This is a genomic window from Mucilaginibacter sp., from assembly GCF_039921305.1.
GTDB lineage: Bacteria > Bacteroidota > Bacteroidia > Sphingobacteriales > Sphingobacteriaceae > Mucilaginibacter.
In genome coordinates, this window is record NZ_JBDSCA010000025.1 from 164,550 (window position 1) to 187,099 (window position 22,550).

The 22,550-nt window shown below is 43.8% G+C and carries 12 protein-coding genes; all 12 read left to right on the plus strand.

Annotated elements, in window-relative coordinates; translation table 11 throughout:
• The 12 genes from ABIN91_RS07635 to nagB all read left to right on the plus strand — a co-directional run bounded on the left by ABIN91_RS07635 (nucleotide 1) and on the right by nagB (nucleotide 22,530).
• Nucleotides 1-276, plus strand: coding sequence for a hypothetical protein (locus ABIN91_RS07635; protein ID WP_348050144.1), 276 nt, complete (start codon nucleotides 1-3; stop codon nucleotides 274-276).
• A complete protein-coding gene (locus tag ABIN91_RS07640) occupies nucleotides 203-4,312 on the plus strand; it encodes a two-component regulator propeller domain-containing protein (protein WP_348050146.1) in 4,110 nt (1,369 codons plus the stop codon). The genes ABIN91_RS07635 and ABIN91_RS07640 overlap by 74 nt, the downstream gene beginning before the upstream one ends.
• A gap of 172 nt (nucleotides 4,313-4,484) precedes the next feature.
• Nucleotides 4,485-6,902, plus strand: coding sequence for a glycoside hydrolase family 3 N-terminal domain-containing protein (locus ABIN91_RS07645; RefSeq protein WP_348050148.1), 2,418 nt, complete (start codon nucleotides 4,485-4,487; stop codon nucleotides 6,900-6,902).
• A gap of 27 nt (nucleotides 6,903-6,929) precedes the next feature.
• Complete coding sequence (locus ABIN91_RS07650) at nucleotides 6,930-8,474, plus strand: alpha-L-fucosidase (RefSeq protein ID WP_348050150.1); 1,545 nt, start codon at nucleotides 6,930-6,932, stop codon at nucleotides 8,472-8,474.
• A 297-nt stretch (nucleotides 8,475-8,771) separates the two neighbouring features.
• Complete coding sequence (locus tag ABIN91_RS07655) at nucleotides 8,772-11,966, plus strand: TonB-dependent receptor (protein WP_348050152.1); 3,195 nt, start codon at nucleotides 8,772-8,774, stop codon at nucleotides 11,964-11,966.
• Between the two features lie 19 nt (nucleotides 11,967-11,985).
• Nucleotides 11,986-13,974, plus strand: coding sequence for a RagB/SusD family nutrient uptake outer membrane protein (locus ABIN91_RS07660; RefSeq protein WP_348050154.1), 1,989 nt, complete (start codon nucleotides 11,986-11,988; stop codon nucleotides 13,972-13,974).
• Nucleotides 13,975-14,004: 30 nt separating this feature from the next.
• Nucleotides 14,005-15,018, plus strand: coding sequence for a DUF5017 domain-containing protein (locus ABIN91_RS07665; RefSeq protein ID WP_348050156.1), 1,014 nt, complete (start codon nucleotides 14,005-14,007; stop codon nucleotides 15,016-15,018).
• Nucleotides 15,019-15,053: 35 nt separating this feature from the next.
• Nucleotides 15,054-16,976, plus strand: coding sequence for a hypothetical protein (locus ABIN91_RS07670; protein WP_348050158.1), 1,923 nt, complete (start codon nucleotides 15,054-15,056; stop codon nucleotides 16,974-16,976).
• Nucleotides 16,977-16,978: 2 nt separating this feature from the next.
• Entirely contained in the window at nucleotides 16,979-17,842 is an 864-nt protein-coding gene (locus ABIN91_RS07675) for a hypothetical protein (RefSeq protein ID WP_348050160.1), read from the plus strand.
• Nucleotides 17,843-17,848: 6 nt separating this feature from the next.
• Nucleotides 17,849-18,973 (plus strand): glycoside hydrolase family 88 protein, encoded by a 1,125-nt coding sequence (locus tag ABIN91_RS07680; RefSeq protein ID WP_348050162.1) that lies wholly within the window; start codon nucleotides 17,849-17,851, stop codon nucleotides 18,971-18,973.
• A gap of 2 nt (nucleotides 18,974-18,975) precedes the next feature.
• Nucleotides 18,976-20,574 (plus strand): beta-N-acetylhexosaminidase, encoded by a 1,599-nt coding sequence (locus ABIN91_RS07685; protein ID WP_348050167.1) that lies wholly within the window; start codon nucleotides 18,976-18,978, stop codon nucleotides 20,572-20,574.
• A gap of 30 nt (nucleotides 20,575-20,604) precedes the next feature.
• Complete coding sequence (nagB, locus tag ABIN91_RS07690) at nucleotides 20,605-22,530, plus strand: glucosamine-6-phosphate deaminase (protein ID WP_348050201.1); 1,926 nt, start codon at nucleotides 20,605-20,607, stop codon at nucleotides 22,528-22,530.
• Nucleotides 22,531-22,550 lie beyond the last annotated feature (20 nt).

Here is a 22,550-nt window from a genome sequence, read left to right on the forward strand (position 1 = left end):
TTGTTGATTTGTGCAGTGCCTGCTGAGGTAAAACGATTTCCCCGTTGTTTTGCTAAAGCGGGTGCTGTTTTTATTGTTTATGTACAGGTAATTAACGGTGTTATCATTCGTTTTGATAAGGAGGACTCCCGCAGTTTATTAACTGGCAAAAAATTACTAATTTTAGATTTGATTAAAGATTTACAAATTGTGCGGGCTGCGGATGAAAAAGTTTTTGATCCTGATTGTTTTACTTTTCGCGTTTTACAAAGCCTCACTCGGTCAGCTTTTATTTGATCATTTGTCGGTTGCTAATGGGCTGTCACAAAGTACTGTGCTATCTATTTTTAAGGATAGCCGCGGTTATATGTGGTTTGGCACCCGCGACAGGCTCAACCGCTACGACGCCCGCCAGATCAAGATCTACAACTATCATTATAACGATACCACCAGTATCAGCTGCAGCGATTATATATTTTCGGTATTTGAGGATAAGGAAAAAAACCTGTGGGTAGGAACCGTAAGGGGCCTCAACCGCTACCTTCCCGAAAGCGATTCGTTCGAGCGAATCATGAACGATCCTAAAAATGCAGGCAGTTTAAGCGATAATAATATCTTTTGTACCTATCAGGATAAGCAGGGCAATTTGTGGTTTGGCAGTTTGAATGGTTTAAACATGCTGCCATCGGCCAAATCCCGAAAGTTTATCAAATATTTTAAGGCCACCCATAATCACCCCGGTTTGGCAGGCAACCAGGTCAATATCGTGTACCAGGATCATGATCAAAATCTGTGGATCGGCACTTCGGACGGGGTAACCAGAATGACTGCCCGGAAAGGCGACTATATCTTTACCACATTCAGCAGTTCAAAATCAGACCCGAATGGCTTGGATGGCAATTTTGTAAAAGCCATTACCGAGGATAAGCAAGGCAACTTGTGGATAGGTACCGAAACCGGAGGGCTGAATCTATACAACCCGCAAACGGCAACCTTTACCCACTTTAAGCACAATCCGTACAATGCCAATACGTTGAGCAATAACGATGTGCGCAAAATAATGACTGATAAGAGCGGTAAGCTCTGGATTGGAACCATGAACGGCCTCAACGTATTTGATCCGCAAACCAAACAATTTACCCATTACGAGCATGATGTAGAAAACCGCAATAGCTTGAGTGATAACTCAGTTAAGGATATTTATCTGGATAACAACGGTACCATTTGGGTGGGTACCATGTTTGGTGGTGTAAACATTATTCACCCTAATAGCATCCCGTTCACGGTTTATCAAAGTAATAAATTTAAAAACAGTATTAGCGGCAATATTGTAAGCGCCATTACGGCCAATGTGAAACAGAACCTGTGGATAGGTACTGAGGGTAATGGTCTAAATTATTTTGATAAAGTGGCAGGCTCTTTTAAACATTACGCCAGTCACCCGGTTGATGCTGGCGCGATAGGTACCAATTTTATTAAGGCGTTGTATTGCGATAAGGATAATAACCTGTGGGTTGGCCTGCACCAGGGTGGGTTAGACGAGTATCAACCCGTTACGGATAATTTTAAGCATTACCGCCATGATGCCAATAACCCAAACACCATTAGCAGCGATATTGTGAGTTGCATATTAGAGGATAGTCAAAGCCGGTTTTGGGTTGGTACATCAACCGGACTAAACCTGTTTGATAAAAAGCAACAGGTGTTTTTATACTATCTGGGTGATACGGCGCATCCCTTGCGTTTAAGCAGTCGTTGGATACGCTGTATTTATGAAGACTCAAAACATAACATTTGGGTGGGTACAACCGGCGGGCTTAATTTATTAAAGCCCGGTGCCAAAGCCTTTACCTGGTTTAAAGCTAATGAGCGCGATAGCAATGCGCTAAGGGTAGGTTACATCAATTGTATTAAGGAGGATAGCAGCGGCAACATTTGGATAGGGTCTTTTCATGGTGGATTGAGTTTATATAATCCGCAAACGCAAAAATTTAAAACTTATACTACGCAGCAAGGCTTACCGAGCGATAACGTATTGAACATACAACAGGGTGATAATGGCTATTTGTGGGTAAGTACGGATAATGGTTTATCCAAATTCAATATCAAAACGGGCAGGTTTAAAAACTATAACGTAAAAGATGGTTTGCCAACCAACGAGTTTAATTATGGCTCGGGGTACCGGGATGCTGATGGTAGCTTGTATTTTGGAACATTTAATGGTTTGGTTAGCTTTAGCCCAAGGCAGATCAGGGAGAATAATGTTGCCCCGGCTATCTTATTCACAAGCCTAAAGCTGTTTAACCAGCCGGTTGGTATTGGCGATACTACCGGATTGCTTAAAAAAGATATAGGCCTCACTACTGATCTTACTTTCACCCACGATCAGAATGTGTTTAGTATTGATTTTACGGCGCTTAATTATGATAAGCCCGACCGTAACCAATACATGTACAAGTTGGATGGCTTTGAAAAGGACTGGAACTATGTAAGCATCCCTACAGCAACCTATACCAATTTACCCGCCGGCGATTATCATTTTTTGGTACGTGGCAGTAACAATGATGGTTTATGGAGCGCGGATGTAAAAAGCCTGCACATAAAAATATTACCGCCGCTATGGAAAACCTGGTGGGCGTATTTAATATATACCATTGTATTTGCTATGATATTGTATCTGGTCATCCGCTTTTTCCGCAGGCAGGCGCGGTTGGAGCGCGACTTATATTATGAGCATTTAAATTATGAGCGGCAGCAGGAAGTGCATCAGCTTAAGCTGGATTTTTTCACCAAGGTATCGCACGAGATCCGTACACCGCTTACGCTGATATTGGCTCCTGTTGAAAAATTGATTGATACAACTTTGGATAATGCTGCGGTGAGCCGTCAATTGGTTTACGTAAAGCAAAATGCTGATAGATTGATACGTTTGGTGAACGAGTTGCTTGATTTTAGAAAAATTGAAACCGGCCACATGAAGCTCTTTGCCGCCGAACAGGGTGTGGTGAAATTTTGTAATGATGTATACCTGTCTTTTGAGCGGGTGGCAATAGCGAAGAATATCAGCTACAGCTTTACATCGGATACGGACGAAGTGATGGTTTATTTTGATGGGCCACAGTTTGAAAAGGTTTTATTCAACATCCTGTCGAACGCGTTTAAGTTTACGCCGGATGGGGGGAATATCTCGGTAAATCTAATCACGAGTATTAATGATGTGGCCATTACCATTACCGATAATGGCCCTGGTATATCCGCGGAAGCGCAGCAACACATTTTTGATGATTTTTACCAGGATAAGCACTCGTCAAAAGCATCGGGTTGGGGGATAGGCCTGGCACTGGCTAAAAACATTGTTGGCTTGCACAAAGGCAGCATTAGTGTGAAGAGCGATATTGCTATAGCTAATCAACCGGGCAACACAGCCTTTAAGGTAAGCTTGTTAAAGGGCAAGGCGCATTTTGCAGTTGATGAACTTGCAGATGAAATACCGGAACAGCATACGCCTCAACCGATAAGCTATCAGGTACCTGAACTGAACATTGAACCTATCCCCGGTAAGGAAAAGCCTGTTGTACTGTTGGTTGAGGATAACGACGAGGTTCGCGGCTTTATTAAAGAAGGCCTGGCCGAAACTTATGAGATACACGAAAGCAACAACGGAGCCGATGGTTGGGATACAGCAAGCGGATTGATACCCGATCTCATCATCAGTGATGTAACGATGCCGGTGATGGATGGCCTTGAGCTATGTTCTAAAATTAAAACTGATGAGCGTACCAACCATATCCCGCTGATACTGCTTACTGCTAAGGCTGCTCATACGCACCAGGTAAGCGGTTTGGAAACGGGTGCCGATGCTTATATTACCAAGCCATTCAGTATGCAGATACTGGAGCTTAACGTGCGCAATTTATTACTGGCAAGGCAATCCATGCGACAAAAATATAGTCAGCAGGTAATGCTGATGCCTGCCAATAAAGTTATCGCATCGCCGGATGAAAAGTTTTTAAACCGGTTGATGGAAATTGTGGAGCAAAACATGGAAGACCCTGAGTTTGACGTGATCAAGCTGGTGAACATTATCGGCATGAGCCAAACGGTACTTTACCGTAAAATAAAGGCTTTGACGGATTTAACCATTACCGATTTTATCAAATCAACCCGATTAAAACAAGCTGCCCAGTTGCTTGCACAAAATAAATTCAGCATTGCCGAGGTTGCCTACACTGTTGGTTTTAACGACCGTAAATATTTTAGCAAAGAATTTAAAAAGCAGTTCGGTAAAACCCCGTCGGAGTACACGGAACAAAACAACCAAACTGCTATTTAACCTTACAGGTTTATTTTAGCCCTATGGCGGATTTATACCCCTAAAAAAGCCCCATTTTACCCCCCTTAAAGGCAAACACAATTGCATATTCGCTTTGCCGGTTTGTAATATCAAATCGGCAAATATCCTAAAGCTACATTATTGTATTGTTAATTATAAATTACTATTAGTTATGAAACGTGCTGTACCGAGCCTGTTGTTATTGATTTGCCTGCTAAGCTGTTTATCCTTTAAAACCGATCCGCCCATTTATAAAAAAGGTTGGATAGACCTTAATAAAAATGGTAAAAAAGATATTTATGAAGACAGCACCCAACCTATTGATGCCCGGGTAAAAGACTTGTTGAGACAGATGACCCTGGAGGAGAAAACCTGTCAGATGGCCACCCTGTACGGCTATAAACGTATTTTGAAAGACTCATTACCTACGCCCGATTGGAAAAATCAGATATGGAAAGATGGCATAGCCAATATAGATGAGCATTTAAACGGCTTTTTAACCTGGGGTAAAACATCCGAACTTGACCTGGTTGCCGATGTTAAAAAGCACGTTTGGGCCATGAACCAAACCCAGCGCTTTTTTATTGAGCAAACCCGCTTAGGAATCCCTGTTGATTTTACTGATGAGGGTATTCGTGGTGTAGAGGCACATACTGCAACGGGTTTCCCAACGCAACTGAATATGGGCATGACTTGGGATAAGCGATTGGTTGGCCAAATGGGCGTTATAACCGGTAAAGAAGCCCGCGCGTTGGGCTACACCAACGTTTACGCGCCAATATTAGACGTAGCCCGCGACCAACGTTGGGGCCGCTTAGAAGAAGTTTATGGTGAGGACCCTTATCTGGTGGCCCGTATGGGGGTAGAAATGGCTAAGGGTATGCAGCAAAACAATCAGATAGCGGCAACTGCCAAACACTTTGCCGTATATAGCGCCAACAAAGGCGCCCGCGAGGGTTTGGCCCGTACCGACCCACAAGTGGCGCCGCGGGAGGTGGAGAACATTCTGTTATATCCCTTTAAAAAGGTAATTAAAGAAGCCAATTTGATGGGGGTAATGAGCTCGTATAACGATTACGATGGTGTGCCTATATCAGGAAGCAGCTACTGGCTGATCCAACGCCTGCGCACCGAGTTTGGCTTTACCGGGTATGTGGTCAGCGATAGCGATGCTCTTGAATATTTATACAACAAACACCATGTAGCCGCCGATTTAAAAGATGCCGTTTTGCAGGCATTTATGGCTGGCATGAATGTACGTACCACCTTCCGCACACCCGATAGTATTATTATTTACGCCCGCCAGTTGGTTAAAGAGGGTAAAATACCTATGGATACCATTAACAACCGCGTACGCGATGTGCTGCGCGTTAAATTTAAATTGGGATTGTTTGATCACCCTTATGTTGCTGATGCCGAAGCCAGCGCTAAATATGTAAACAGCGCCGCTAACCAGGCTGTAGCCTTGCAGGCATCTAAAGAAAGTATTGTGTTGCTGAAAAACAAGGCTAATATTTTACCATTATCCAAACAGTTAAACGTTGCTGTGATAGGCCCCAACGCTACCGATGACGATTATGCGCATACACATTACGGTCCGCTGGCATCAAAAAGCGTTAACGTTTTGCAAGGTGTACAAGCCAAATTGGGTGTTAAAAATGTACACTACGCTTTAGGCTGCAAACTGGTTGATAAGCGCTGGCCCGAAAGCGAGATCTTACCGCAAGAGCCGAATAAAGACGAGCAAGCCATGATAGACAGCGCGGCCACCGTAGCATCAAAATCAGACCTGGCAATTGTGGTATTAGGTGGTAACACCCAAACCGCGGGCGAAAATAAAAGCCGTACCAGTCTTGATTTACCCGGTTACCAGTTACAATTGATCAAAGCTGTTAAAGCTACCGGCAAACCCGTGGTGGTGGTTTTAATAGGATCGCAACCGATGACCATTAACTGGATAGATCAAAATGTGGACGGCATCATTTATACCGGTTATCCGGGTGTGAAGGGTGGTATCGCTATAGCGGATGTTTTGTTTGGCGATTATAACCCCGGTGGTAAATTAACGCTCACGTTCCCCAAATCTGTTGGGCAGTTGCCATTCAATTTCCCAAGTAAACCAAACTCTCAAACTGATGAAGGCGAACTGGCGAAAATAAAAGGCCTGCTATATCCGTTTGGTTTTGGGTTAAGCTATACCACTTTTGCTTATAGCGATCTGAAGATCAATCCACTTTCCCAATCTGTCGATGGGAGTGTTACTGTAACTTTCACCGTAAAGAACGCAGGTAAATTAGCAGGTGATGAGGTGGTGCAGCTTTATATCCGCGATGTGCTGAGTACGGTTACCACTTACGAAAAAGTGCTGCGCGGTTTTGATCGCGTAAGCTTGCAACCCGGCGAAAGTAAGTCGGTATCGTTCACTATAGTACCCGATGATCTGATGTTGTATAACCGCCAGATGCAGCACGTTGTGGAACCGGGCGAGTTTAGTGTAATGGTAGGTGCATCATCAGAAGATATTAAGCTGACAGGAAAGTTCGAGATCACTAAAACTGGTTCTGTTACCGGGTCAGCTATTTTTAAATAAGATACACGTTAAATACAATCATTCGTTATGAAAATATCAAACACCCGGTTTTCCCAAATTGCACTGCTGCTATTGTTGAGTTTGGCAATAGTGCAAATTGCACATGCCCAAACCAATACTAAAAAAGAAGAGGCCGACCGCATCAAAATGGAGCATGAGCAGATTGGGATAAGTGATGATAAAAAATCGACCTATAAACATACTACTAACCCCGATGCGCAATGGTTCGCGGAAGCTGGCTTTGGCTTGTTTGTGCATTGGAGCATCGCATCAATTAAAGAGGTTGACTTATCGTGGCCGATGATGGCGGGTACACAAATAGGCTGGAAACGGCCGTTGCCGGATACCGCGACGGTAGCAAAGTATATTAAAGATGGCAATTTTTTTGCCGGCCACCATTGTGAGCTGGATAACTCGTGCTTAACACCTATACAATATTGGCAGCAGGCTAAAGATTTTAATCCGCAAAATTACGATGCCGATAAATGGGTTAAAGCCGCCAAAGATGCCGGGATGAAATATGCCGTATTCACCACCCGCCACCACGATGGCTTTGCTATGTGGCCAAGCCGCTATGGTAACTTCAACACTAAAAACTACATGGGCGGTCGTGATTTGGTTAAGGAGTTTGTTGCCGCCTGCCGTAAATATGGATTAAAGGTTGGTTTATATTATTCCGGACCAGATTGGTACTTTAACCAGGATTATCAAAGTTTTTTATATTACGGCGTAGGCAAAAATTATCCTAATGTGCCCGAGTTGGATGTTAACCTGCACCCGCGCACCGTTAAAAAAACAGAAAGCGAAAAGCAGGCGCATTACTACGAAGTTGCGGCATACATTAAGGGCCAGATAACCGAATTGTTGACCAACTATGGTAAAATAGACATGGTTTGGTTTGATGGATCGCCCGATATTCCGAAAGGAAACGCTGCGTGGAAGGATTGTATTACGATGGATCAGATCCATCAATTACAGCCCGGTATAGTGGTTAGTCCCCGGTTTTTTGGCTATGGCGATTATAAAACATTTGAAGGTGATAAAGGCATACCCGCAACTAAACAGGATGGCTGGGCCGAACTGTGCATGACGAGTGCGAACCCGGGATGGGGATACACCAAAGCGCCATTAAAAGCTACACCTTACCTGCTGGACAAACTGGTTACTTGCCGATCAATAAACACCAATTTGCTGTTAAACTTTGGTCCGGATAAAAGCGGGCAGTTTAGCGATGCAGAATACCAGCGCCTTGCTGAGATAGCCAGTTGGATGAAAGTGAATGGAGCGTCGGTACAAGGTACGGTTGCCATTAATGGAGATGAGACTTCATCGGTGCCGGCAACGGCTAAAGGGAAGTATCGTTATTTGTTTCTTACTCCGGCAGCCAATCCAAAAGCAACTACGGCTAAAGATGAAACAATTACTTTCAAAACAAGCGGTATTCCAAAACATATCAGCATGATAGCGGGTAACAGTAAGCTAAGTTATACAGTGGATAACGGAACTATATCGATTAATGTACCATCCAAATTGCGAAGTGGATCTGTTGATGTGATCGCGATTGAACTGTGAGTTATATCTCCGAAAAATATTGATCGTTAAAAAGGGATAAAGCAATGGAATCAGGCCTATCTTACTAAAAATAGACATTCGACGAGTTTTTAACCCTAATTGCACCAATTTTTAGCCCCAGTTTTAAGTGGTAAAACTTCAAATTCGTTTAACACTTAATTAATATAAACTCTATATGAAAGTAAACGTACCTAAACTAACCCGCATTAAACCAAATGCAAAAAACAAGCACGGTTTTATTAACCGTCATTTGAAAAACACTATATTAAACTAAGTGCACACCCAATAATTACAGAAATGGAAAACAACAAACCACGTTATTATTGTAAGCCTTTAAAGGCGTTAAAAAATTGCTGCACTATTACAGTTTATGTATTGCTTACTGCCATTTCGTTACAGGCATTGGGGCAGGCTAAACAAATTACCGGTGTAGTTCAGGATGCTCAAAAGCAACCGCTGATAGGTGTAACCGTAAAAGCTAAAGATGGTACTACCGCTGTAGCTACCGATGCCAACGGTAAATACACCATTAGTGTTAGTAATCAGCAAACTGTATTGATATTTAGCTACCTTGGTTTTATAAGCCAGGAGCAAGTGATCAACGGCCGCAAGGTGGTTAACGTAACGCTTGCCGAGCAATCAACCGGCTTAAACGAAGTTGTGGTAATAGGTTACGGTGTGACCAGGAAAAAGGATCTGACAGGCTCGGTAGGGCAGGTATCCGTTGCCGATCTGAACAAAGCTCCGGTCCGTTCCATTGACGAAGCCTTGGCTGGTCGTGTGGCCGGCGTGCAGGTAAACTCGTCCGACGGGCAGCCCGGTTCGGCCGTTAACATTGTTATCCGTGGTGCAAACTCTATCACACAGGATAACTCGCCATTATACGTTGTTGATGGTTTCCCGATAGAGGGTTTTAACCTGAACGTATTTAACCCGCAGGATATCGAATCTATCGAGGTATTGAAAGATGCATCATCAACAGCCATATATGGTGCCCGCGGTGCCAATGGCGTTGTTATAGTTACCACCAAAAAAGGTAACATAGGCGCACCTCAAATTAACTTTACAACAACACAAAGCTTTAGCAAAAACATTAAAACTATGCCTTTGCTAAACGCTTACGACTTTTTGAAATACAACCTGGAGCGCGATCCGTCTATTGGTTCGGCAACAAGCCCAAGCCCTACTTATACTTACTTAACAACACCTGGCAAAACGCTTGATGATTATCAGAATTATCAGGGTACCGACTGGCAATCGCCATTTTTTAAAACCGGAGTTTTGCGCAATTATTCGTTAGCCGTGCGCGGCGGAACCGCTCAAACCCTATACTCGGTTTCTGGATCTATCGATAATCAGGATGGTACAATTATCAATACTGGTTATCAGCGTTATCAGGGTAGGATAACTTTAGATCAGAATATCAATACCAAACTTAAGGTAGGGATTAATGCCAACTACGCGCATTTACTGCAATCGGGTAATGGCGCGTCAACATCAACTAACAGCGCTACTACCAATATTTTATATAGTGTTTGGGGTTATAACCCGTTTACCGCTTATAACGATGATGATGGCCTTGATGCTACTACAAGCTCGGCTAACGATTATAAGTTTAACCCGGTTTTAAACCAAACCAACATTTTGCGCGATATTAAAACCGACAATCTGAATGTGAATAGTTATTTGAGCTACAACATCACACCAAACCTGGTTTTAAAAATTACCGGTGTTATCAACAAAACTACCACCGTTAGCGATGCTTTTTATAACTCAAACACTTATTACGGAAGCCCTTTAACCAGTCCGGGTAAAACCAATGGTATAAATGGCTCAACAGCTACCGCCAAAGTAAATAACTGGGCCAACGAGAATACCCTAACTTACATTAAAACCTTTAACAAGGTACACAACCTGAATGTAGTTGTTGGTTTTACTGAGCAAGGCAATACCTCAAATACTTATGGTTTAGGCGCCATCAACCTTCCTAACGAGTCTTTAGGCCTCAGCGGATTAGACGAGGGTACTTTGCTGCCATCATCAACCAAAGCAACAAGCTCGTTATGGAACGCGGCTTCGTTTTTGGGTAGGGCCACTTACAATTTTAACTCGTTATATTACGTAACGTTCTCTTACCGTGCCGATGGCTCATCTAAATTTAGCGAAGAAAACCATTGGAGCTTTTTCCCTTCAGCGGCTTTGGCCTGGAGATTTAGTCAGGAAAAGCTTTTGAAGAACAACAGCTGGCTATCTGATGGTAAACTCCGTGTGAGCTATGGTAAAACAGGAAATAATCGTGTGGGCGATTTCTCGTACCTGTCTACCACAGGCGTACCTGCTAATTTAAATTATTCTTTTAAGGATGTCTATATGTCAAGCATCGTACCATTAACCCTCGGCAATCCTGACCTGAAATGGGAGACAACCGATCAGTACGATGGTGGTGTCGATCTTTCCTTCCTGAACAGCCGCGTTAATTTAACAGTGGATGTATATCGTAAAACGACTAAGAACTTGTTACTTAACGCTACATTGCCAACATCAACAGGTTATGCTACCGCTTTTGAAAATATAGGCAGTGTGCAAAACCAGGGTATTGAGTTTACCTTAAATACCGTTAACATCGCTACAGCGAAATTCAGGTGGGCAAGCAGTTTCAATATCTCATTTAACCAAAGCAAAGTGCTGGCATTGGCTAATAACCAGGAAGCGCTTACCAGTGCAGTTGCCTGGGATAACGGTTGGAGTTCGATACCTGGCTATATTGCCAAAATTGGACAGCCTTTGGGCCTGATGTACGGTTACATTTGGGATGGTAACTACCAGTATAGCGACTTTAACAAAACATCAACAAGTACTTATGTTTTGAAAGATAACGTGCCTACTAATGGTAATACCCGTACCACCATACAGCCCGGCGATATCAAATACAAGGATATTAACGGCGATGGCGTAGTTAACGCTTCTGATTATACCGTGATCGGTCATTCGTTACCTGTACATATTGGTGGTTTTAATAACAATTTTACTTATCACGATTTTGATCTGAATGTATTCTTCCAATGGTCGTACGGTAACCAAATCCAAAATACCAGCCGTTTGGTGTTTGAGGGTAATGCCTTAGGCAAGCAATTTTTGGAGCAGTTTAACAGCTATACCGACAGGTGGACGCCAAGCAATACCGGTTCTGCTAATTTCCGCTCGGGCGGATACTATGGCGGTGGCTACTCAACCCGTACTATTGAAGATGGCTCATACCTGCGCTTGAAAACAGTTTCATTTGGTTACAACGTGCCTAAAACTTTGTTAAAAAAGGTGAATGTATCATCATTAAGAGTGTATGTTTCCGGACAAAACTTGTATACCTGGACAAGCTACACCGGCCTTGATCCAGAAGTAAGCACTTATAACTCGGTATTAACGGGTGGGTTTGATTATAGCGCTTATCCGCGGCCGCGTACCATCGCATTTGGCGCCAACATTACTTTTTAACATAATAAACTAAACATATATGAAACGTATATTATACACGCTATTAACTGTGCTTAGTTTAAGTATGGTTTCGTGCAAAAAATTTCTGAATACGGTTCCAACCGATTCACTGGTACCAACCGAGTACTACAATACCGAAACAAAATTGAACAGTGCTTTGGCAGGAGTTTACCAGCCATTGGCCAGCGCTGGTATTTACGGCGATAACATGTTCGATCAATTAGGGGCCAGTACCGACGAAGGTTTTTACGCTCGTTCGGCACAAACAACCGGCATAATGGTTTACAATTTTGATTATGGCAACAGCGATCTGAATAACTTTTGGAGCCAGTTATATGTGGGCGTTGAACGCGCCAATACGCTTATCCAAAACATTAACATCGCTAAAATGGACGAAACCAAACGCCAGGTAATATTAGGCGAGGCTTTGTTTTTGAGGGGCTACTATTACTTTTTACTGGTAAGCAATTTTGGTGATGTTCCGTTAAAAACCATCCCCACACAATCTGTAACCGATGTTAATATCCCGCGCACGCCAGCTAAACAGCTGTACGCGCAAATATTGACCGACATGCAGGCCGCCGAACGCAAAGTAAATACAGCCACAGCAATAGGCTATGGAGGCCACGTATCTAAAACCGTAGTAGAAGGTATTTTGGCGAGGGTTTGTTTAACCATGGCAGGCTATCCGCTAAATGATGAATCAAAATATGCCGATGCTTTAACCTGGGCCCAAAAAGTACAGGCATCAGGCGAACACAGCCTGAACGCTAACTATCGTCAGGTATTCATTAACCTGCACCAGGACCAGTACGATGTAAAAGAAAGCATGTGGGAGGTTGAAAACAAGGGCACAGGTGCCGATGGATCGGGTAACGTAAACCGTTTAGGTAATACCAATGGTATAGCACTATCGGTAAATTACGATGCCATTGGTTATAGTTACGCTTTTGTGAGCACCACTGCCAAACTGTTCAACCTGTACACCCCCGGCGATTTGCGCCGCGACTGGGCTATTGCCCCTTTTAGCTATAATAGCGCTACAACGCCGGTATCATACACTTACTTTACCGCTGCACAGATTTATAATCGTAATGCGGGTAAATTCCGCAGGGAATACGAACTGTCCCTTGTAAAAGCTAAAAATAGCACCCCGATCAATTTCCCTATCCTGCGCTACGCGGATGTGTTGCTGATGATCGCGGAAGCGGAGAACCATATTAATGGCCCAACCAACACCGCTTATGATGCCATAAACCAGGTACGCCGAAGAGCCTTTGGTCTACCTGCCAATACCGCAGCTGTTTCAGTTAAAGTGTTAAGCGCGTTGACTTTGTCAACTACGGGTAATACCGGTTATCTGGCAGCATCGCCTAATATTCCTATCACATTTACTGGTGGCGGTGGTATAGGCGCTACCGGTATGGCCACAGTATCTACAACAACAGGTAAGGTAACATCTATTGCTATTTTAACTCCGGGTAGCGGTTATACTACTGCGCCAATTGTAAATATTGGTACGGCGTGGGTATCTGGAACAAGCTATACAACAGGTACACAGGTGTATAACGGTAATAACTTATACACAGTTACAACAGCAGGCACATCAACCGCTACCGGGCCAACCCAAGTATCGGGTGCATCGGCGGCAGCTACTACGGGTGCGGTATTCACTTATGCAGGGTTAAGAGCCACGGCCACTGTTACAATAGCCACTTCTACTGTCGATCTTTCGGGATTAACTAAGGACACCTTCTTTCAGGCTTTGCAAGATGAGCGTGCCCGCGAACTTTGCTACGAATCATTACGCAAGGCAGATTTGATCCGCTGGGGTATCTGGGTGTCAACCATGAATAATTTGGCTACAGATATAAAAGCCAATGCCGGAACAACGTTTGCTTACGGTGCGCTGGCTGGTTCAAATATTACCAGTCGTAACCTGTTGTTCCCGATACCTGCTTCCGAAATTTCTGTTAACAGTTCGGCAACGCAAAACCCGGGCTGGTAAATTATTGATCACTTAAAAGAAATTCCTAAAATGAAAACTATCATACCCATCAGATTCATTACCATTACAGTGCTTGTATTAGCCTGTATGGCCTGTAATAAAAAAACGGATGTTAAGCCGGTTGATTTTGATGTAACCAGTACTACCTTAAGTGGCGCGACAAGCAGTAAGTTCGCTTTAAAGGATACCGTTAAATTTGCTTTTACCGGTAACCCGGATATCATCACGTTCTTCTCGGGCGAGGTGGGCAAGCGTTATGAGTTTGCTACTCGTGCCAATGCAACGGGCACACCTAATTTGCAGTTCAGTAGTTTGCGGGCAACGGGTGCGCAGGCAAACTCGTTACAGGTATTGGTTTCAACCGATTTTAAAGGCGTTGTGGCTAACCCTGTTTATGGCATACTTACCCGCGATACAATAGCAACCAACGCCAACATAGCTACCGCCACCTGGACGGATATTACCAGTCGTGCTACATTATCTACAGGTGCCACTACCGCAGTGGCTTCGGGTGTTATTGATTTGTCTGATTTATCGCAAGGCAAACCTGTTTACATCGCTTTTAAATACACTGCCACCGCCGGAACCATCCAAAATAAATGGACCATCAGCGGTTTATCGGTAAACAACGTACTGGCCGATGGTACTACGTATACCATTGCCAATTTAAATGCGCCAACCACATCGTTCACCAATTACGGTAATGTGACTTTCGGGCCGGGATGGGCTGTATCGTATGATCTGGCTAAGAATGCTAACAAATACGCCTGGGTTTACACCGATAAAACATCGCTGGTAATAACCGGTTCTACCACCGCTGCTTCGGCCAGCGCCGAAGCCTGGGCGATTATGGGTCCGGTTGATTTGACAAGGGTTACACCTGACGCTGGTGTGAGCTTAAAAGTGATCTCGTCCCGCCTGACATCATACCAATACAATTATGCTGGTGCCGGAACCTACAATACTGTATTTGTGGCATCAAACAATACCAGCGATGGTGCAAGCGCGATAGTTAAAACTATACCGGTAACCATCACACCCTGATCATAAAGAATAACGAGGAAAAGAGAATTGTGCTGATGAATAAAAAAATAATTTTAAGCTTAATGTTGATGCTGGCCGTAGCCCGGCTAAATGCAGCAGCGGTATCAGATAGCATAGAGATTACCAAACCCGTAGTTCCAATGGCTCCGCTGGATATGCAGCGTGTGGCTGCAATTGCGGCTATGCTGCCCGACGCGCCCAAAGGCTTTGGCGATAATTACCATAACCGTTCGGTTTGGGATAAATTGAATAATAGTCCCAAGTACGCCAAAACCATTAAAACTGCCGAGGGATACTTAAATCGAAACTTCCCGGCATGGAACGATGAGCAGTATATGCTATACTTTACCAAAGGTACCCGCCCCGAAGGTGAAAAAATGATGGGTAACCGAATGGCCTGGTTATCGCCATTGGTATGGGCCGAATGCCTGGAGAACAAGGGCCGGTTTGTGCCAACCATTCAAATGGTTTTAACTGAGCTGGTGCATCAAAAATCATGGTCGTTGCCGGCTCATGATAAAGGGAAGCAAAACATTGAGGGCCGTAATTATACCGTTGACTTAGGCGCGGCCGGTTTTGCGCATAATGTAGCCCAGGCACTTTATCTGTTGGATGATAAGCTGAGTCCGCAATTACGTGTCGATGTTTTGAGCCAGATAGATAAACATGTGTTTGCACCGGTACTTAAATCAATAGCAACGGGCAATAAAGATCATTACTGGCTTACGGTAATTAACAACTGGAATTCGGTTTGTTTGGCGGGTGTTACCGGCGCAGCTTTGGCGGTTATCCCCAATAAGCAAGAGCGTGCCAAATTTGTGGCCATTGCCGAAAAGTATTCCAAAAACAGTATTGCCGGTTTCACCGATGAGGGTTATTGTACCGAAGGTTTAGGTTATTACAGTTATGGTTTTGGGCATTACATTTTATTGCGCGAAAACATACTGCAAGCTACACATGGTTCGATTGATTTATTTGCCGATCCTAAAATAAAAAGGATTGCGGCCTATGCCCCTAATTTGGAAATCATCAATAATGTTTATCCCTCTATTGCAGATTGCCATACGGGTTTAAAAGCTCCGGCAGCAATTCTTTGGTACTGTAGCCGTAATTTGGGGCTGGGTTTAAAACAATATGATAACCTAAGTTTTGCAGGCTCTACCACTAATTTAATTGATGATGTGATGCATGCTTTTCCTAATTCTGCATCGCAAAGTAATACCAGCGTAAATACTTCCAGCCTTGTTCCGGGAATACGTTCTTATTTTAAAGAAGCCGGGGTATTGATAGAACGACCAGGCGCAGGTTCAAAAGCTAAATTAGGTGCCGCGCTTAAAGGTGGTAATAATAACGAAATCCATAACCATAATGATGTAGGCTCGTTTAGCGTGGTAGTTGGCGATGAAATGCTGATGGGGGATCCTGGTGGTCCGTTCACTTATACAGCTAAAACTTTTAGCTCAGAGCGATATACATTTTATAAATCGCTGGCATCATATGGGCACCCGGTTCCGTTGGTAGCAGGGGTACAACAGCAAGAAGGCGCACAGGCCCATGCTAAAATATTGAACACCAATTTTACTGATCAGCACGATGAGTTTGCAATGGATATCGCATCAGCCTATCCGGTAGCGGGATTAAACAAATTGGTGCGCACATTTGCGTATGATCGTGATGGCGCGGGTGCATTAACTGTTAAAGATGATTACGGGTTTAAAAACAGCCAGCCATTTGAATTGGCCTTTACAACCCGCGCCCAATGGAAACAAATAGCACCCGACCAGATTGAGTTTACCGGAAGCAAAGAAAAAATGATAGCTACCATTAAAGCAAAAGGAGGGTTCAAAGTCAAATCGGAAACGATAGAAGAGAACTCGCCAAAGTTTACACGGATAGGCGTTACGTTTGATGCTGCCCAAACCGGAACAGTAAGCGTTACATTTAAACCCGCTCAATAAGTATGAAATTATCAGCAAGGTTATTACTGGTATTTGTTGTGATCTGTTTCAGCGCATCAGCACAAAAAGCCAAACATCCGTTTAACGTGTATGGCTTTATTGTGTATGGCGGTTATATGCAGAATGGTAACCAGGTTAACGCCAGCTATAAAGAGCTGCAAACGTACCAGGCGCGCTTTGGGCTCATGAAATACGATCTGATCTACGAACGAAAAATGCTTGATTTCCCTAACGGAGATAAAGCGAACGGCGTTGTGAACCTTCACAAAATGGATTCATTAGCTATACTGGCATCGCAGGAACCTGCAGTGCTGGTTTCACTTGATCTGGAAGAGTGGAAACGGTTTGATACCCTGAAAACTCCTCATCGGATATTGGAAGCCATCAATATTTTCCGGAAAACGAATAGCCGCTCAAAAATTGGTTTATATGCTACTGTTCCGCAAAATACTTACGGGTACGATGATAAAATATCCCGCTATGATAAATGGAACCAAGCTTACGCCGGAGTTGCTGCCGCGGTTGATTATTTTAGTCCATCGTTATATAATTACAAAAACACGAACGGGGAAGATTGGAAAAAGGCTGCTGCTTACAGTATTGATGCCTGCCGCAAATATGGGTATCCAAACAAAAAAATAATTCCCTACGTAACTCCAGAGGTTAGTAATAAGGGTGTAACAACCTTGCTAAACTATGATGAGATGCTGTTTCGCCTGCAAACGCTTTATGATTTAGGTGCCGATGGCTGTCTGATCTGGACCAGCAGCGGTACCCGCGATGCCAATGGCAAAAAGATATACATCGACGAAAATTCAGGATGGTTTAAAGCAGTTAAAGACTTTGCAACCATTCATTCCCATTAATAAAATATGAACAAAAAATATAATAACAGGCTGATTGTTTTCCTTGTGGGAATATTGCTCGTATCTGGTGTTTACGGAAAATCACCAAAAAACACCTCGCCCGATAGTGTAATGCAATACATGAAAAAAGTGGCCGATTGGCAGTGGCATGATATTGAAACCAACGGCTTTAAATTTGAACAAAAAGACTGGACCAACGGTGCCATGTATGTAGGTATGGCGGCTTGGGCCAAAATTGCCAATGACGATATCTATTACCAAAAGTTAATTAAAATAGGCAACGATAATCAATGGCAAATAGGTAAACACCGCCATTTTGCCGATGATTACTGCATTGGGCAACTCTATGCACTGCTGTATCAAAAATATAAGAACCCGCTTTATATAGCCGATTTTAAATTACTGGCAGATACACTGGTGACTTTACCGCATACCGAATCGTTATTATGGGTTAACAACATCCATTTACGTGAATGGGCTTGGTGCGATGCCTTGTTTATGGCACCCCCAGCCTTAGGTTTTTTGACCAGTGCAACCGGCGATCAGAAATATTTAGACGAGGCCTGCAAACTCTGGTGGAAAACCAGCGATTACCTGTACAGTAAAGATCAGCATCTGTTTTTTAGAGATAGTCGCTACTTTGCCCAAAAAGAAAAGAACAGTAAAAGCGTTTTCTGGAGCCGTGGTAATGGTTGGGTAATGGGTGGTATGGTTAATTTACTCAAAGTAATGCCCGCAAACCATCCCGACAGGGCTAAGTTTATCAATCAGTTTAAGCAAATGGCGGCCGCCATTTCCAAATTACAAACTGCCGATGGTACATGGCATGCCAGCTTGCTCGATCCGGATAGTTACCCCAGTAAAGAAACCAGCGGTACAGGCTTTTTCTGTTACGCACTTACCTGGGGTATCAATCAAAAAATACTATCTTACAAAAAATATTACCCCGTTGTTGAAAAAGCCTGGAAGGCGCTAAGCACATCAGTACATGCGGATGGTAAATTAGGTTATGTACAACCCATTGGCGCCGCTCCCGAAAAGGTGAGCGCTGATAATACCGAGGTTTACGGTGTAGGCGCATTTTTGCTGGCCGGTACCGAATTATTAAAACTGAACAACGCACAACATTAAATATGAAGAATTTACTTGTTGCCTTTTTTGTGTTTTTGAGTCTAAAGTCTGTAGCCCAGCAATGCCCAATAATACCCATGCCCAACCAGGTGCAAAGTGTTGCGGGCCAATTTGTTTTGAGCAACAATACACTTGTTGTTTTAGTAGGTGGGACAGAGTTAGGTGGTACTTATCTGCAGCAGCAAATACTTAAAACCACCGGGTTAACTTTAAGCATTCAACCAAAAGCAAATGGCCCGGCCATTAGTTTAATTATTGATGATAAGGTTAAGCAAACTAATCCTGAAGCATATACACTTGATATCAAACCATCCGGAGTTAAAATAGCTTCGGCAACGGCGCATGGGTTATTTTATGGGATAACATCGCTAATTCAATTGGTAAGGTTAGGAACTGTAAAAGATAATAGCATCGCGATAAGCTGCTGGAATATTAAAGACGAACCCCGTTATACCTGGCGCGGGCTTTTGCTTGATGAATCACGCCATTTTTGGGGTAAGCAAACCGTTAAGGAGATTTTGGATTGGATGGCTTTTTATAAGCTCAACAAATTTCATTGGCACTTAACTGATGAACCCGCATGGCGAATGGAAATTAAAGCATACCCCATGTTAACCATTACCGGTGGGGTAGGTTCCTTTTCGGATAAGCAATTACCAGCGCAATATTATACACAGGAGGATATTAAAGAGATCGTAGCCTATGCGCGTGAGCGCTTTATTGATGTGATACCCGAGATTGATATGCCCGGCCATGCTACAGCAGCCAACAAGGCTTATCCGGCGTTTAGCGGTGGTGGTTCGGCGGCTCATCCCGAGTTTACATTTAACCCCGGTTTGGATACAACTTACACCTACCTAAGTAAGATATTAAAAGAAACTGATGCGCTTTTCCCATCGCAAATGGTGCACCTTGGGGGTGATGAGGTAAGCTTTGGTAACGAGAAATGGAAAACAGATGCCAGTATCCAAAAGCTGATGCAACAAAATAAATTGTCTGATATGCTGGCTGTAGAGCATTATTTTACCAAACGGATGGCGGATACGCTATTTAAACTGAACAATAAATTATTGCTTTGGGACGAGGCTGCCGATAGCGATCTACCCCCCAGCAAAACCATTATTTTTTGGTGGAGGCATGATAAACCTGAGCAATTGAAAAAAGCTTTGGATAAAGGTTTTTCAACTGTGCTTTGTCCGCGCTTGCCATTCTATTTTGATTTTATGCAGGATGGGGCGCAGCGATTGGGCCGCAAATGGCAGGGCGCTTTTGTGCCGATGGATAGGTTGTACAAATTTACACTTGATAGCCTACCGATAGGTAAAGAACAGCAGAAACAAATTTTAGGTGTACAGGCCGCCTTGTGGACAGAGTATATTACCACCAAAGCTAAATTACAATATATGCTTTTTCCGCGTATTACGGCTTTGGCCGAAGTGGGGTGGGTGAATGATAGCCAAAAGGATCTAACCCAATTTCATGAACGGGTAAAGGCCCAAATCAAATTATATCAAAAGGATGGTTTGTATTACTACGATCCTTTCCGTCCCGATCAAACACCAGAGCCTTTATCGGCCAAAGAAATTGCGAACTACCGCTGATCGCCCGTAAAGGCATCGGCACAAACACTTATATATATGTCACGATTAAATCTGCTTGAAGAAACACGTTTTGAAAAATTACCAGTAAAGGTTTTTGCTAACCAATTGGAGGCCAGTAAAATGGTTGCCCGCCGCATTGCCGATCTGATTATAGCCAAACAAAGTAAAGGCGAAAAGGCCGTACTTGGCCTGGCTACAGGTGTAACGCCCATTAATGTTTATAAAGAACTGATCCGCTTACACCGCGAAGAGGATCTGAGTTTTCATAACGTGATCACCTTTAACCTGGATGAGTATTACCCCATGAAGGCCGATGCCGAGCAAAGCTACGTTACCTTTATGAACGAGAATTTGTTCAACCATATCGATATAGACCGTGCTAATGTTCACATTCCCGATGGTACTTTATCGCGCGAAGCTATGGAAGCTTTTTGTTTGACTTACGAGCAAAAAATAACCGCCTGCAATGGCTTGGATATTCAGCTTTTAGGCATAGGCCGTACCGGTCACATTGGGTTTAATGAGCCGGGCTCGGCGCCAAACTCGGGTACACGTTTGGTTACCCTGGCTGATTTGACCCGCCGCGATGCTTCGCGAGATTTTGGTGGGAAAGAAAAGGTACCAACCAAAGCCATCACCATGGGTATAGGTACTATATTTAAAGCCAAAGAAATTATTCTGATGGCTTGGAACGAAAAAAAGGCTGCCATCGTAAAAAAAGCGGTCGAAGGCGAAATATCTGCCGATGTTCCGGCAACGTATCTGCAACTGTCAGATAATGTTGAGTTTATTTTAGATGCCGGTGCAGCCAGCGAGCTCACCCGTTTTAACACGCCATGGCTGGTTAAAGATTGCATATGGAAAGAAGCCATGATCAAAAAAGCGGTGATCTGGCTGGCACAAACATTAAACAAACCCATTTTAAAGCTTACCGAAGAGGATTATAATAACCACGGCATGGCGCAGCTGGCAACGGAGCAGGGGCCTGTTTATAATATCAATATCCATATTTTTAATAAAATACAGCATACCATTACCGGTTGGCCCGGAGGCAAACCCAATGCCGATGACAGCCAACGGCCCGAGCGTGCTGAGCCCGCCGTTAAACGTTCCATCGTATTCTCGCCGCACCCGGATGATGATGTAATATCGATGGGAGGCACGTTCATTCGCCTGGCCGATCAGGGGCATGATGTGCATGTAGCCTATCAAACATCCGGCAATACGGCCGTTTGGGATGATGATGCCTTGCGTTACGTTGAGTTTGCCATTGACTTTAGCAGGAGCGAAGGTAAAGATACTACCGAACTGGAAAACCAGTACCAGCAAATGCGCTCGTTTTTTGAAACCAAATTACCTAATCAGGCCGATACCGTACAGATCCGTACCATTAAAGGTTTGATACGCAAAGGTGAAGCTATTGCGGGCGCACGTTTCGCCGGGCTGCCGGATAGTAATATCCATTTCCAGAGCCTGCCTTTTTACGACAGGCAAAAAACACAAAAGAACGTAAGCTTTGAAGATGATATTGAACAAACCATGCAATTGCTGCAAGCCATAAAGCCACAACAGGTATTTGCCGCCGGTGATTTTGCCGATCCGCATGGCACCCACAAAGTATGTTTCGATATTATACAGCAAGCCCTAACCCGTTTGAAAGAAACTGAAGATTGGGTTGCCGATTGCTGGTTATGGCTGTACCGCGGTGCATGGCACGAGTTTGCAATTCACGAGATAGAGATGGCCGTTCCGCTATCGCCGCAGGAGGTGGAGCGTAAGCGCTTGGCCATATTTAAGCACCAATCGCAAAAAGATCTACCGGTATTTCCGGGAGATGATGCACGCGAGTTTTGGGTACGTGCAGAACATCGCACCAGCGAAACCGCCAAAGCCTATGATGGCCTGGGCCTTGCCAATTACGAAGCCATTGAAGCCTTTAAACGCTGGGAATTTTAACATAATCAATCAAAACAATT

What these genes read in the sequence shown, in the direction of transcription:
- ABIN91_RS07640 (WP_348050146.1), top strand. Translation starts at nt 203, where the DNA reads ATGAAAAAGTTTTTGATCCTGATTGTTTTACTTTTCGCGTTTTACAAA.
- ABIN91_RS07645 (WP_348050148.1), top strand. Translation starts at nt 4,485, where the DNA reads ATGAAACGTGCTGTACCGAGCCTGTTGTTATTGATTTGCCTGCTAAGC.
- ABIN91_RS07650 (WP_348050150.1), top strand. Translation starts at nt 6,930, where the DNA reads ATGAAAATATCAAACACCCGGTTTTCCCAAATTGCACTGCTGCTATTG.
- ABIN91_RS07655 (WP_348050152.1), top strand. Translation starts at nt 8,772, where the DNA reads ATGGAAAACAACAAACCACGTTATTATTGTAAGCCTTTAAAGGCGTTA.
- ABIN91_RS07660 (WP_348050154.1), top strand. Translation starts at nt 11,986, where the DNA reads ATGAAACGTATATTATACACGCTATTAACTGTGCTTAGTTTAAGTATG.
- ABIN91_RS07665 (WP_348050156.1), top strand. Translation starts at nt 14,005, where the DNA reads ATGAAAACTATCATACCCATCAGATTCATTACCATTACAGTGCTTGTA.
- ABIN91_RS07670 (WP_348050158.1), top strand. Translation starts at nt 15,054, where the DNA reads ATGAATAAAAAAATAATTTTAAGCTTAATGTTGATGCTGGCCGTAGCC.
- ABIN91_RS07675 (WP_348050160.1), top strand. Translation starts at nt 16,979, where the DNA reads ATGAAATTATCAGCAAGGTTATTACTGGTATTTGTTGTGATCTGTTTC.
- ABIN91_RS07680 (WP_348050162.1), top strand. Translation starts at nt 17,849, where the DNA reads ATGAACAAAAAATATAATAACAGGCTGATTGTTTTCCTTGTGGGAATA.
- ABIN91_RS07685 (WP_348050167.1), top strand. Translation starts at nt 18,976, where the DNA reads ATGAAGAATTTACTTGTTGCCTTTTTTGTGTTTTTGAGTCTAAAGTCT.